14 protein-coding genes are annotated in these 13,893 nt (G+C 38.7%); 12 read left to right on the top strand and 2 right to left on the bottom strand.

Annotation, left to right across the window (positions count from 1 at the left end):
• Window positions 1-67 precede the first annotated feature (67 nt).
• The 6 genes from RE409_RS18525 to RE409_RS18500 all read left to right on the top strand — a co-directional run bounded on the left by RE409_RS18525 (window position 68) and on the right by RE409_RS18500 (window position 4,867).
• Window positions 68-505: a BrxA/BrxB family bacilliredoxin gene (locus RE409_RS18525; RefSeq protein WP_034308239.1), complete on the top strand. Its 438-nt coding sequence runs from the start codon at window positions 68-70 to the stop codon at window positions 503-505.
• Between the two features lie 330 nt (window positions 506-835).
• A complete protein-coding gene (locus tag RE409_RS18520; protein WP_053346890.1) occupies window positions 836-1,645 on the top strand; it encodes a transporter substrate-binding domain-containing protein in 810 nt (269 codons plus the stop codon).
• 127 nt (window positions 1,646-1,772) lie between these two features.
• The gene (locus RE409_RS18515; protein ID WP_053346889.1) at window positions 1,773-2,432 is read left to right on the top strand and encodes an amino acid ABC transporter permease; all 660 of its coding nucleotides are present in this window, start codon (window positions 1,773-1,775) and stop codon (window positions 2,430-2,432) included.
• Window positions 2,425-3,147 carry an amino acid ABC transporter ATP-binding protein gene (locus tag RE409_RS18510; RefSeq protein ID WP_201185737.1) on the top strand — a complete coding sequence of 241 codons (723 nt, stop codon included), beginning with the start codon at window positions 2,425-2,427 and terminating at the stop codon, window positions 3,145-3,147. The genes RE409_RS18515 and RE409_RS18510 overlap by 8 nt, the downstream gene beginning before the upstream one ends.
• Window positions 3,148-3,336: 189 nt before the next feature.
• Entirely contained in the window at window positions 3,337-4,326 is a 990-nt protein-coding gene (locus RE409_RS18505) for an aromatic acid exporter family protein (protein ID WP_201185735.1), read from the top strand.
• Between the two features lie 31 nt (window positions 4,327-4,357).
• Window positions 4,358-4,867 (top strand): L,D-transpeptidase, encoded by a 510-nt coding sequence (locus RE409_RS18500; protein ID WP_201185733.1) that lies wholly within the window; start codon window positions 4,358-4,360, stop codon window positions 4,865-4,867.
• Between the two features lie 44 nt (window positions 4,868-4,911).
• Here the strand turns inward: RE409_RS18500 and prli42 are convergent, their stop codons facing one another.
• On the bottom strand, window positions 4,912-5,007 hold the full coding sequence (prli42, locus tag RE409_RS18495) for a stressosome-associated protein Prli42 (RefSeq protein ID WP_152952297.1): 96 nt from the start codon (window positions 5,005-5,007) through the stop codon (window positions 4,912-4,914).
• A gap of 172 nt (window positions 5,008-5,179) precedes the next feature.
• Between prli42 and mce the strand changes: the two genes are divergently transcribed.
• The 6 genes from mce to RE409_RS18465 all read left to right on the top strand — a co-directional run bounded on the left by mce (window position 5,180) and on the right by RE409_RS18465 (window position 12,270).
• Entirely contained in the window at window positions 5,180-5,602 is a 423-nt protein-coding gene (gene mce / locus RE409_RS18490; protein WP_201185731.1) for a methylmalonyl-CoA epimerase, read from the top strand.
• Entirely contained in the window at window positions 5,599-7,149 is a 1,551-nt protein-coding gene (locus RE409_RS18485) for an acyl-CoA carboxylase subunit beta (protein ID WP_201223722.1), read from the top strand. The genes mce and RE409_RS18485 overlap by 4 nt, the downstream gene beginning before the upstream one ends.
• 246 nt (window positions 7,150-7,395) lie before the next feature.
• Entirely contained in the window at window positions 7,396-8,517 is a 1,122-nt protein-coding gene (locus RE409_RS18480; RefSeq protein WP_053346883.1) for a tripeptidase T, read from the top strand.
• Window positions 8,518-8,990: 473 nt separating this feature from the next.
• The gene (locus tag RE409_RS18475; RefSeq protein WP_053346882.1) at window positions 8,991-10,265 is read left to right on the top strand and encodes a DNA polymerase IV; all 1,275 of its coding nucleotides are present in this window, start codon (window positions 8,991-8,993) and stop codon (window positions 10,263-10,265) included.
• Between the two features lie 41 nt (window positions 10,266-10,306).
• A complete protein-coding gene (gndA, locus tag RE409_RS18470) occupies window positions 10,307-11,719 on the top strand; it encodes an NADP-dependent phosphogluconate dehydrogenase (protein WP_201223723.1) in 1,413 nt (470 codons plus the stop codon).
• Window positions 11,720-12,108: 389 nt separating this feature from the next.
• On the top strand, window positions 12,109-12,270 hold the full coding sequence (locus RE409_RS18465; RefSeq protein WP_201185724.1) for a hypothetical protein: 162 nt from the start codon (window positions 12,109-12,111) through the stop codon (window positions 12,268-12,270).
• A 45-nt stretch (window positions 12,271-12,315) separates the two neighbouring features.
• Here RE409_RS18465 and zwf read toward each other — a convergent pair whose 3' ends face one another.
• Window positions 12,316-13,815 (bottom strand): glucose-6-phosphate dehydrogenase, encoded by a 1,500-nt coding sequence (gene zwf, locus RE409_RS18460; RefSeq protein ID WP_053346880.1) that lies wholly within the window; start codon window positions 13,813-13,815, stop codon window positions 12,316-12,318.
• Window positions 13,816-13,893: the final 78 nt, after the last annotated feature.

Below are 13,893 nucleotides of genomic sequence, written 5' to 3'. Positions count from 1 at the left end.
ATATTGAATCAAGATGAGGCAATTGTTATGATAGGATTGAAGAGAAAACTTGGAAGGAGCACATACTATGAATATGGATTTCAATTTTTTAATGAACGACGTGGTCAAACAAGCTCGCGATGAGATTAAGACTGCTGGATATACAGAACTGACTACCCCTGAGGAAGTAGAAGAAGTTTTTGCACAAAAAGGAACGACTCTTGTTATGGTCAACTCTGTTTGTGGATGTGCAGGAGGGATTGCTAGACCGGCTGCAGCTCATGCCATTCATAATGATAAGCGCCCTGATCAGCTTGTAACTGTTTTTGCTGGTCAAGATAAAGAAGCAACGGAGAAGGCCCGTGATTATTTCGAAGGTTATCCACCGTCTTCACCATCATTTGCTCTACTGAAGGATGGAAAAATCATTACGATGATAGAACGTCATGAAATCGAAGGGCATCATCCAATGTCTGTTGTCGAAAAATTGCAAGATTACTTCGATCAATATTGCGAAGAAGTGTAAGTTACTTTTTTGTAAGCTAACTTACAAGGATGAAATCCGCCAATTTGGCGGGTTTTTTTATTCATTATTCTGCATAATTAAGGAACTTTTAGGATAAAAGATAGATAAGGCAAACAGATATGCTTTAAATGAAGTAAATGTATGAAAAATAAAATTAGTTATGAGAATATTCTAAAAAATAAATCTATTTTTAACGTTATTGAATAATTACTAGAGTGTGTTAAAATACATATTAGTGTATGAATATTAGTTAATCAAATTAATTAATAATTTAACAAAAACTAAATTTAATACCAAGAGAATTGAAAATATCATTTTGGAGGAATAATAATGAAGTTGAAAAAGCAGTTAGCATTGTTGCTTACTTCTGTTTTATTAGTAGGTATTTTAGCAGCATGCGGAACATCAGAGAAAAAAGATACTAACACAGCTGATAATAAAGACAAAAAAGTTCTAGTAATGGGAACCTCTGCGGATTATCCGCCTTTTGAATATGTTGAAACTTCGAAAAGCGATGAAATAAAAGGATTTGACATTGATATCGCTAAGGCCATCGGTAAAAAATTAGGTTATGAGGTTGAAGTGAAGGATATTGACTTTAATAGCCTTGTACCGGCACTTGAAAATAAATCAATCGATTTTGTTATCTCTGGAATGACTCCGACAGCTAAACGTGAGCAATCAGTCGATTTTAGTGACATTTACTATACAGCTAAAAACATGATTGTTACGACAAAAGACAGTAAGATTAAAACCGTTGAAGATTTAAAAGGGAAAACGGTAGGCGTACAGCTTGCGTCCATCCAAGAGACATTGGCAACTGACTTGAATAAAAATAAAGATATCGGGATGAAAGTTGAAAAACGAAATAGGATTCCAGAAGTTGTTCAAGAAATGTCTTCAGGACGTTTTGATGCAGTAATAATGGAAGATACTGTGGCTAAGGGCTATTTAAAGGACAATAAAGATTTAGTAGGCTATGTGATCGAGTCTGGTGAAGAGGATGCTGGTTCAGCAATTGCTTTCCAAAAAGGGAGCAAGTTAACAGAAGAATTTAATACTGAATTGAAAAAAATGCTAGAAAATGGTGAAATGGAAAAATTAATACTAAAATGGTTTGGCGGCAGCGAAACTGAATAATACAGAGAGATGAAAAGCGTTCAGAAGCATTTAGTATGCCTTCTGAACGTTTTTCCGCGCTTTATTGTTTTTGAAAATGAAGCAAGAAGGGCCTAGGTACTGGCCTTCATAAGAGAGGATGAATGGAGTGAATCTGGATTTTGAGACGATTAGGCCGTCCCTTCCATATATTATGGAGGGAATACCGACTACTTTAAAGGTTGTAGCGGTTGCGGCTGTCATCGGTTTTATATTGGGGATATTATTATCAATACTGAAAATCAGTAGAATTAAGCCATTAAATTGGATTGCTGACTTTTATACATCGATTTTCCGCGGTACACCATTAGTCCTGCAATTGATGCTTATTTATTTTGGTTCACCACAAATATTAGGAATTCAAATCGAAGCATTTCAAGCAGCATTCTTAGCTTTCGGCTTAAACTCTGCCGCATATATCTCAGAGATAATCAGGGGAGGTATATTAGCGGTTGATAAAGGTCAGCGTGAGGCTGCGCTTGCACTTGGGGTGCCCTATTCTAGCATGATGCTTAACATTATTCTGCCGCAGGCGATCAAGAATATCTTGCCATCTCTTGTGAACGAATTGATTTCTTTAACAAAGGAATCTGCAGTTGTTACAATTATTGGATTAGGAGATATTATGCGCCGTTCTTATATTGTCGGCGGTGAGACATATAAATTCTTCGAGCCGATTTTATTTGCCGGTCTCATTTATTATGTGATGGTAATGGTTCTTACCATCTTAGGCAAAGTAATTGAAAGGAGAATGAGACGCAGTGATTAAAATTGATAAACTAAAAAAAAATTATGGTAAGCTCGAAGTATTAAAGGGGATTAGCACCGAGATAGGACAGGGTGAAGTGTTAGCGATTATCGGTCCTTCTGGTTCAGGAAAATCAACTTTCTTACGATGTATCAATATGCTTGAGACACCAACTGATGGCCAAATTTGGTTTAAGGATCAAAGTATTACTGAAAAAAAGACCAACATAATGAAAGTCCGTGAAAATGTAGGGATGGTATTTCAGCATTTTCATTTATTCCCTCATAAAACCGTGCTAGAGAATTTGACATACGCGCCTATGAAGGTGAAAAAATTATCGAAGGCAGAAGCGGTAAATCAAGCTCGTGAGCTTTTGAAAAAAGTCGGGTTGGCTGATAAAGAATCGTCTTATCCTAACCGTCTATCCGGTGGACAAAAACAAAGGGTCGCTATTGCTCGCGCATTGGCGATGAACCCGGAAGTAATGCTTTTTGATGAGCCTACTTCAGCACTTGATCCTGAGATGGTAAAAGAAGTACTCGACGTTATGAAGTCGCTTGCTCATACAGGGATGACTATGCTGATTGTAACGCATGAAATGGGGTTTGCTAAAGAAGTGGCCGATCGTGTACTTTTCTTAGACGAAGGCCTGCTTGTTGAAGAAAGTGCTCCTGAAGAGTTCTTTTCCAATCCGAAAAGTCAGCGTGCAAAAGACTTTTTAGAAAAAGTTTTATAAGCCAAAGTATTCGTATATAATTATAAAAAAAGGTAACTTTTGGTTACCTTTTTTTATTTTATCCATATAATGTATTTTTGAGAAAATGTATTTTTAAAAATTGAAAATTTTCGTTCTAAGGACTGTAAAATTATCTGAATTGCTGATAGTATTATAATAGATAGTGAAAGAGCCAGGTGATACATAACAATGTTTAAAATCGGATACAGAACGATTAAAACTGCTTTGGGGGCAACCTTGGCAATTATTATTGCACAAATGCTTAACCTGGATCATTTTTCGGCAGCGGGAATCATTACGATTTTATGCATACAAGTTACAAAAAAGAAATCGGTGTATGCCTCCTGGCATCGATTTTTGGCTTGTATAATCGCAATGGTTTATTCCACCCTATTGTTTCAGTTTATTGCCTTCCATCCATTGATAATAGGATTGATTCTTTTGATTTTCATTCCAACTACAGTTGCTTTGAAGATTAATGAAGGGATTGTAACGAGCAGCGTCATTATCATGCATCTATATGGGTCGGGTGACATTTCTTTTGCTCTTCTGATTAATGAAACGATATTAATCGCCGTAGGAGTAGGGGTAGCGCTTGTCATGAATCTGTACATGCCTAGTCTTGATGAGAAACTGCTTGCCTATCAGGAAAAAATTGAAACTAATTTTAGTGCGATTTTGATGGGGATTGTTCGCTATTTACGGGATAATGATCACACCTGGGATGGAAAGGAAATTACAGAAACAGCTAATCTTCTTAATCAAGCAAAAAGCCTTGCTTTCCGAGACGTTGAAAATCATTTTTTAAGGGAAGAAGACCTTTATTACCATTATTTCAAGATGCGTGAAAAGCAATTTGAAATAATTGAGCGGATTCTTCCTTTAGTTACAAATATTCCTCTGATAGTTAAGCAAAGCGGGATAGTGGCTGATTTTATAGAAGATCTTGCAGAAAATGTTCACCCGCAAAATACAGCCATACTTTATCTGAAGAAGCTTGAAGAAATGGAGATATTTTTTAGGGGAATGGAACTTCCGCTAACCCGAGAAGAGTTTGAATCAAGGGCCGCGTTACTGCAGCTCATGAAGGAAATGGAGCGCTACTTATTGCTTAAGCATTCCTTCAAGGGATTACCTAAGCCGACCAATAATCGAATGAAAAAGAGGCACTTGGCTTAAACTAAGCAAAAAAGTAAAGGAATTGATAGAAATGAAATGCATCCTTTCTTTATTGCTTATCCTGTCTATGTTGCCACTTCAGGTACAGGCTCAACCTGTTAAGACCGGTGACCCGTTTATAATCATCAATAAAGCTAACAACAAATTGGCCTTTATCGATGATAACGCGGTTCAGGAGATACTACCGGTCGGCACAGGAAAGAGTCAAGAATTGACACCTGAAGGATTATTTACGGTTAAGGTCAAAGCGGTTAATCCCTATTATCGAAAAAAGAATATTCCGGGTGGCGACCCTAGGAATCCACTTGGATCAAGGTGGATTGGATTTGACGCACGAAATACCGATGGCAGAATTTATGGGATACATGGTACAAATCAACCTGCATCAGTTGGAAAATATATTTCAAATGGCTGCGTACGAATGCATAAATCCGATGTAGAGCGTTTGTATGAAAAAGTCCCGATTGGATCAAAGGTGTTAATTACTATATCAAACGAGGATTTTAAAACATTGGCAAAAAAATATGGAGCCATTAAATAAAGAAGAGGGAAGCTTTTGGCTCCCCTCTCCCTTCCGGATATCTATTACAAAAGAAATGCGATACCTGATAATAAGGTCGTTAATATCATCGAGATAAGCATTAAATACACAACGATCTTTCTTATTTTTTTATTTCTCATTATGCTCTCTCCTCAAAACAGTTTGATTAATATTATTTTAACTTGAACATTTAGTAGAAACAAGCAAAAGTATAATGTTCTCATTATTCCGAAAGTTAAAGGCTTTTTCAACCAGATTAGTAGAATTTTAATAGAGGTGTCTAATAGTACATAGCAAAAGGGGTTTATTTGAATGATTAAAAATATCGATCATATCGGCATAGCTGTTAAGTCACTTGATGAAGCTTTGCCGCTTTACACTGATACGCTAAAGTTGGAGCTCGAAGGAATTGAGACAGTAGAAAGCCAAGGCGTTAAAGTGGCCTTTATCTTAGCAGGAAATACTCGTTTAGAGTTGTTGGAAGCGTTGTCACCAGAAAGCCCAATTGCCAAATTTATCGAAAAACGCGGTGAAGGTATTCATCACGTTGCCCTAGGTGTAGAACATATCGAAGATCGGATTAAAGAAATTAAAGAATCAGGCATTCGGATGATTGATGATACCTCAAGAAAAGGAGCGCACCATGCTGATGTTGCTTTCGTTCACCCTAAATCAACAGCGGGTGTATTATATGAGCTTTGTGAAAGAGCTGAATCAAAGGAGGAGCAGAAATGACAGATATATATGAAACAATTAATGACTTGTACGACAGACGCCGGAAAGTAGAACTAGGTGGCGGTGAAGAAAGAATCGATAAGCAGCATGAGAAGGGTAAACTTACAGCAAGGGAAAGAATTGAACTTTTAGTGGACCCAGGCACGTTCATTGAACTAAATCCTTTTATCAAACACCGTAATACTAATTTTGGTATGGAAAAGGCAGAAGGGCCAGGAGAAGGGGTTGTCACTGGTTACGGAAAAGTCAATGGGCGCGATATTTATTTGTTCTCACAAGACTTTACCGTATTTGGTGGAGCACTAGGGGAAATGCATGCTCTGAAAATTGCCAATGTTATGGATTTGGCAGCAGAAAATGGAGCCCCGTTCATTGGTTTAAACGATTCTGGTGGAGCACGTATTCAAGAAGGAGTAGTTTCTCTGGACGGATATGGTCAGATTTTCTATCGTAACTCTATATATTCAGGGGTTATTCCACAAATTTCTGTTATTATGGGACCTTGTGCTGGTGGAGCAGTATATTCTCCAGCGATAACGGACTTCGTCTTCATGGTTGAAAAAACGAGTCAGATGTTCATTACAGGACCAAAAGTTATTGAAACGGTTACAGGCGAAAAGATTTCATCTGAAGGATTAGGTGGGGCAACAGTACATAACACAATAAGTGGCAATGCTCATTTCAAGGGAGCTTCAGAGGAACAAGTTTTAGAGGATGTTAGACGTCTTCTAAGTTATCTGCCACAAAACAATGAAGAAAAGCCACCAGTTTTGGAGGCAGACGATGAAGATGACTACCGTCCAGACTTAACGGATGTTGTTCCATATGAAGGGATTCGTCCATATGATGTTCGTAAAGTATTGGAGCAAGTTGTCGATGATGGTTCGTTCATGGAAGTACAAGCTGGATTTGCGAAAAACATTGTGGTCGGTCTGGCACGTATTAAAGGAAAAGTGGTGGGACTTGTCTGTAACCAGCCAAAAGTATTAGCAGGAGGGCTGGATATTGATTCATCTGATAAAGCTGCCCGTTTTATTCGTTTCTGTGATTCGTTTAACATTCCATTAATTACGTTTGAAGACGTTTCTGGCTTCTTTCCTGGTGTTAAACAAGAACACGGTGGCATAATTCGTCACGGAGCAAAGCTGCTATATGCGTATTCTGAAGCAACAGTGCCAAAATTGACAATCATTCTCCGTAAAGCATACGGCGGCGCCTACGTGGCTCTTAATAGTAAATCAATCGGTGCGGACCTTACGTTTGCATGGCCTAATGCTGAAATTGCGGTTATGGGATCTGCTGGAGCAGCGAATATCATTTTTGCCCGTGAAATTCAAAATAGTGAAGACCCGGAAGCAACTCGTGCAGATAAAATTGAAGAATACCGTGAGAAATTTGCCAATCCATATGTAGCTGCAAGTCTTGGGATGGTAGATGACGTTATTGATCCTCGAGAAACCAGGATCAAGATTATTCAATCTCTTGAAATGCTACGCAACAAAAAAGAAACTCGACCATGGAAAAAACACGGAAATATTCCGTTGTGATTCTAACTTGTAAGGAGCCCAAAACAAATCTGTTTTGGGCTTCTTTTTGGCGAAGTTAAGTATGAAGTAGTAAATAACTTATCATAGATCCGTGTCCTCCTCTGCATTCGATAGTTCAATTTGATCTATCGACATGTAAGAAGACACAAACAATTTTAATGAAGGCTCTTTTTTCGGATTATTTGCCGGGTTACCACTTTTAGAAGTATACTTAAAGAGGAAAACTTTTTTTGGAGGTTTTATTTTATGATTAATGAAGAACGTTTGGTTAGCGAATTTATGGAATTAGTACAAATTGATTCTGAAACAAAAAATGAAGCCGCAATTGCCAAAGTGTTGAAAGAAAAATTCACGGCACTTGGTGTAAATGTTTTTGAAGATGATACAACGGCAGTTACTGGCCATGGGGCAGGTAATTTAGTTTGTACTCTAAAAGGTACCAAAGAGGGCGTAGATACCATTTATTTCACGTCTCATATGGATACGGTTGTGCCTGGGAACGGAATCAAGCCTTCCATTAAAGATGGATACATAGTGTCAGACGGAACGACTATTTTAGGAGCGGATGACAAAGCTGGATTAGCGGTTATGTTAGAAACGCTTAAAGTGATTAAAGAACAGAATATCGAACATGGAACGATTGAATTCATTATTACTGTTGGTGAAGAATCAGGGTTAGTTGGGGCAAAAGCACTAGATCGCTCCCTTGTGACGGCCAAATTTGGTTTTGCACTCGATAGTGATGGAAAAGTAGGAAATGTTGTGGTTGCCGCACCTACTCAGGCTAAAGTTTCAGCTGTAATTTTAGGTAAGACAGCTCATGCTGGTGTTGCTCCTGAAAAAGGCGTTTCAGCGATTACGATTGCTGCCAAGGCAATTTCAAGAATGCCCCTAGGCCGTATCGATGATGAAACAACAGCCAACATCGGACGTTTCCAAGGCGGACAGCAAACCAATATTGTTTGCGACCATGTTGAAATCTTAGCAGAAGCAAGGTCCTTAATTCCTGAAAAAATGGAAAAACAGGTAGCAAGAATGAAAGAGGCATTCGAGACCGCAGCCATCGAAATGGGTGGACGGGCCGAAGTAGAGGTCAACGTCATGTATCCTGGCTTTAAATATGGAGCTGGTGATCATGTAGTCGAAATCGCGAGAAAAGCAGCAGAGAATATCGGACGTCCATGCGAGTTAGTTAAAAGTGGCGGTGGAAGTGATGCGAATGTGATTGCAGGATTTGGAATTCCTACTGTCAATCTAGCTGTAGGCTATGAAGATATTCATACTACGAATGAGAGAATTCCTGTTGAAGAATTAACGAAGCTTGCTGAAATGGTAGTCAGTATCATTAAGGAAGTTGCTGGGGAATAGTAATCACGCTTAAAACCATTGATTGAAATAAATCAGGTGCTATTTCCAGGTAAACCTGAGTCGGACATGCATGAACAGAGATGGATTGCGATAAGGACAGATGGCCTGTCCATAGGACTTGTTGTGCAAGCAGCTCGATGAAATACTTGTTTTACAGACTTACCTAATGAACAAATCGGTTTATTAGGCAATCAAAAAACTGGATATATGCAGGGGGTTGCCAGAATAGGTAACCTTTTGATTACAATCATTGATTCGCAAATATTCGTATCATCTCTAGAAGGCGTTCAAGTATTGCAGGAATATATCTACAGTCATCAATAATATGATGGCTGTTTTTCTTGGAGTAGAAGTATCATTTCACTTTGGTTACCAAGGATAAATATGGGTACCTTAAAAGAAATAGAAATAGTTATTTTTAATTGACCCTATTATATACGGTATTTTTTCTTGTACAAGGATGTGACGGTCACATGAAGGACATGTATCCCAAAAATGGCAGGGTCATTCTCCATGTAGACATGAATAGTTTCTATGCTTCAGTGGAAATGTCCTATGATGTTTCATTGAAAGGTAAGCCGCTTGCCATAGCCGGTAATGTAGAGGAAAGAAGAGGCATCATCGTCACGTGCAGCTATGAAGCAAGAAAATTCGGCGTTAAAACGACTATGCCTATTTGGCAGGCGAAAAAACTTTGCCCTCAATTAATTATTCGGAAACCGAATTTTGAACGTTATCGAAAAGCATCACTGGCTATTTTTGAGGTATTGCGACAATATACAGAGATGGTTGAACCGGTTTCCATCGATGAAGGGTATCTGGATATTAGCGAATGCGTCGAATTAGGTTCGCCTCTAGAAATTGCCAAAAGCATTCAGGAAAGAATTTATAAAACGATGGACCTTCCTTGTAGCATCGGCATTGCCCCTAATAAATTTTTGGCCAAAACTGCCTCTGATATGAAAAAGCCAATGGGCATCACCGTGTTAAGGAAAAGAGATATTTCTAAGAAGCTTTGGCCTTTACAAGTGGGCGAAATGCATGGCATCGGCAGTAAGACATCGGAAAAACTTCACTCCATCGGTATTATGACAATAGGGGACCTTGCTCATGCTCACGATAGGCAACTGAAGCAACTGCTTGGAATCAATGGCGCCCGTTTAAAGGATAGAGCAAATGGTATCGATCCTCGGGTTGTTGATCCGGAAGCCATTTTTGATCATAAAAGCATTGGAAATTCGACAACTCTCCCACATGATTCTACTAATCAAAAGGAACTGATTGGGATATTGGAAAAGCTTTCAGAAAAGGTTGCTGTCCGATTAAAAAATAAACGTCTGCTTGGTCAGAAAATTGGTGTGACGATCCGCTATAAAGACCGTCGCACCATTACCAGAAGTAGAACAGTTCCTAATCCAGTTTTTGAAAAAGCGGATATTTTGAATAGAGCTGTTGACCTGTTTTTGAAAAATTGGAATGGGGAAGGAATTAGGCTTCTTGGTGTTACTGCGTATGATGTTATTGAAAAAGAATCGGCCTTCAAACAGCTTGATATATTTTCCTTTCAAGAAGACGCCGAAAAAGAACCTTTGTACGAAGCGATGGAACACTTGCAAAATAAGTACGGAGAAAATATTATTAAAAAGGGATTATCCTTGAAAAACCGTTCGATCGGAACAGACACAAGCTTCAGCAAAGATTTCTTTGAACAATCAAGGAGGAAGAATCCTTCTGATGACAAAGATTAGCTTATAAGTTGTGTAAAGATATAGAGAAGGGAAAGATAACCATGAAAAAACAACAGATTGGCGTTATCGGACTAGCCGTAATGGGTAAGAATCTTGCATTTAATATTGAAAGCAGAGGATATTCAATTTCAGTCTATAATCGCTCAGGATCAAAAACAGACGAAATGATGAATGAAGCAGAAGGTAAAAATGTATTTGCAGCGTATACCCTAGAAGAATTCGTGAATTCTCTGGAAACACCTCGCAAAATTTTATTGATGGTTAAAGCTGGTGCTGCAACTGATGCTACAATCGAACAATTAAAACCACTGCTTGAAAAAGGCGATATCGTCATTGATGGTGGAAATACGTTCTTTAAGGACACTCAGCGCCGTAACGAGGAATTAAGCCAGCTAGGTATTCATTTCATCGGTACGGGTGTCTCAGGAGGGGAAGAAGGAGCTTTAACAGGTCCTTCAATCATGCCTGGCGGTCAAAAAGAAGCATATGAACTTGTTGCACCAATTTTGAAGGATATTTCGGCTAAAGTAGATGGCGATGCTTGCTGTACATATATCGGACCAGATGGAGCCGGACATTATGTTAAGATGGTGCATAATGGAATTGAATATGGAGACATGCAGTTGATTTCCGAATCTTATTTCCTTTTGAAAAACCTTCTTGGTCTGACTGCTGAAGAATTCCATGAAGTGTTTACAGAATGGAATAAAGGAGAGCTTGATAGCTATTTAATCGAAATTACTGCTGATATTTTCAAAAAATATGATGATGAAACCGGCAAGCCAATGGTCGATATCATTTTAGATAAAGCAGGCCAAAAAGGAACAGGGAAATGGACAAGCCAAAGTGCCCTTGACCTTGGGGTTCCGCTTCCAATCATCACGGAATCTGTATTTGCGCGGTTTATCTCAGCAATCAAGGAAGAGCGTGTAGAAGCGAGCAAAATCCTTCGTGGACCAAAAGCTGAGTCATTTACTGGTGATAAAAAGGCATTGATTGAAAGTATTCGGAAAGCTCTTTATATGAGTAAAATTTGTTCATATGCACAAGGCTTTGCCCAAATGAAGGCAGCATCCGAAGAAAATAACTGGGATCTCCAATATGGAGAAATCGCAATGATCTTCCGTGGGGGCTGTATCATTCGTGCACAATTCCTACAAAAAATCAAAGAAGCGTACGATCGTAAAGCGAACTTGAACAATCTGCTTCTTGATCCTTATTTCCAAGGTATTGTCGAAAGCTATCAAGGTGCTTTACGTGAGGTAGTATCTACAGCAGTTATGAATGGAATTCCTGTTCCATGCTTGTCATCTGCACTTGCTTATTTTGACAGTTATCGTACAGAAACGCTACCAGCAAACCTGATTCAAGCTCAACGCGACTATTTTGGTGCACATACGTATCAACGTATCGATAAAGAAGGAACTTTCCATACAGAATGGATGGAAAAATAAATGAAAGTAGCCGGCTTAAAAAGGGAGATTTCCTTTTTAAGTCGGTTTTTTTGGCCTTTTAACGCCAATGCAGTTTGGTCACTTTGCCATTTAAGCCACTTCCTCCTCACATAGAACATGAAAAGGGGTGTACGAATTAAAGCATGTGGAGGAAATATGGTGAATAAAATTTTTATATATTGGCTGGAGAAGGATAAAATGGTAATGTTATACTGGTAATAAATAGGGCCTTTGTATTTTCTTTTTTGATAAAAAACATAGTATTATATATGTCATTCAATCTTGTTCTTTAGGTTTAAACACCTGCAATATAAGGAATGGTTAGTAAAGTCTAATGAAGATCGAAGGATACAGTATGACGTTAAGAGAGAGAGAAGGAGCGGGTAACTGTGTATATCATTTGGGTGGCTTTAGCTATAATGTTATTTTTTATTGCCTTTGAATTTGGTGTATCATTTTGGCTTAATTCAGAAACAGATAAAGAAATGTCGAAATCCAAGGAAATGATTCATACTATCCGAGCGAAATTAGTCAGGAAGAGTGCCTCATGAATAGAGAAGAGGATGCAGGTTCACTGCATCCTCTTTATTATTTAATTAATCATTTTTCTTTTCTGATTTCTCGATTTGCCACCAAATATGTCCATCTTCGGCTAGAAGCTCATCGGATGCAAGGGGGCCTGTCGATCCTGCTTCATAATTAGGGAACGATTCTTCTTTAGTATTTTCCCATGCATTAGAAATGGTGTCGACAAACTTCCATGAAAGGGCCACTTCGTCCCAGTGTGTGAAGTTTGTAGCATCTCCACGCATGCTGTCAAACAATAGCTTCTCATAGGCTTCAGGAGAGTTAATATGTTCAATTCCTTTGTTGGAGACGGTAAGCTTCACAGGCTTCGTATTCGACGTTGTCCCAGATTTTTTAACATTTAAGTATAGAGTGATTCCTTCATCAGGCTGGATATGAATAACCAGAAGATTCGGGTTCAAGGTTTCTTCCGTTTTATAATACAGATTCATTGGAATATCTTTAAATTGGACGACAATTTTTGTTGATTTTACATCCATTCTCTTACCTGTTCGGATATAAAAGGGAACACCGGCCCAACGGAAGTTATCAATCATCAATTTACCTGCAACATAGGTTTCTGTGTTGGAATCTGGATTTACGTTCAATTCATCGCGATAAGCCGAAAGTGTTTGTGCGCCTACTTTACCGCTGCCATATTGACCACGGACAAAGTATTGATTGACTTCTTCCACTTTCATTGGCCGTAGCGAACGCAGTGCTCGTACCTTTTCGCTACGCACCTCTTCTGTTGTCAAAGCAATCGGAGGTTCCATAGCAAGTAGGGCAACCATCTGCAGCAGATGGTTTTGGACCATATCTCTAAGGGCACCGCTGGTTTCATAGTAACGACCCCGTTCTTCAACCCCTAGCGTTTCGCTTGATGTAACTTGAATGTTAGAAATATAGCGGTTATTCCAAAGCGGTTCAAAGAGAGCATTGGAAAAACGAATGACTTCAATATTCTGAACCATTTCTTTTCCTAGGTAATGATCGATTCGATAGATTTCATCTTCCGCGAAAGCGGTACGAATTTGCTCATTCAATATTTGTGCTGTTTCGAAACTGTGTCCAAACGGCTTTTCTATGACAAGACGCTTATAGCCAGTCGTATCAGTTAAGCCTTGTGCTTTAATCTGCTCGGCAATTGTCCCGAAAAACTCCGGTGCCATCGCTAAATAAAAGATTCTATTACCTTCTAATTGATACTGTCCGTCTAAATTTTCAGCAAAACCTTTTAACTGCAAATACGATTCAGAGCTCGTTACATCATGAGAATGATAATGGAAATGGGAAATGAATTCATCGACTCTTTCTTCCGCATGTCCGAACGTAAGGATGGATTCTTTAACACTTGATTGAAACTCCTCGGTGGACAATGGTCTTCTTGCTACACCAACGACCGCAAATTTGTTGATTTTCTGTTTTTGAAATAGTCGATATATGGAAGGAAACAGTTTCCGTTTCGCTAAATCTCCGGTAGCACCAAAAATCATGATTAATGCTGTGGGTTTATTGTTTTCTGTCATGTTAAAACCTCAACTTTCCGTTAATTCCGTCGTATGAAGTTGGAATTTCTGTATATGTACCAATTTCTAATTTTACGG

This window comes from Peribacillus sp. R9-11, assembly GCF_031345095.1.
GTDB lineage: Bacteria > Bacillota > Bacilli > Bacillales > DSM-1321 > Peribacillus > Peribacillus butanolivorans.
This window is presented reverse-complemented; position numbering and strand designations above follow the sequence as displayed.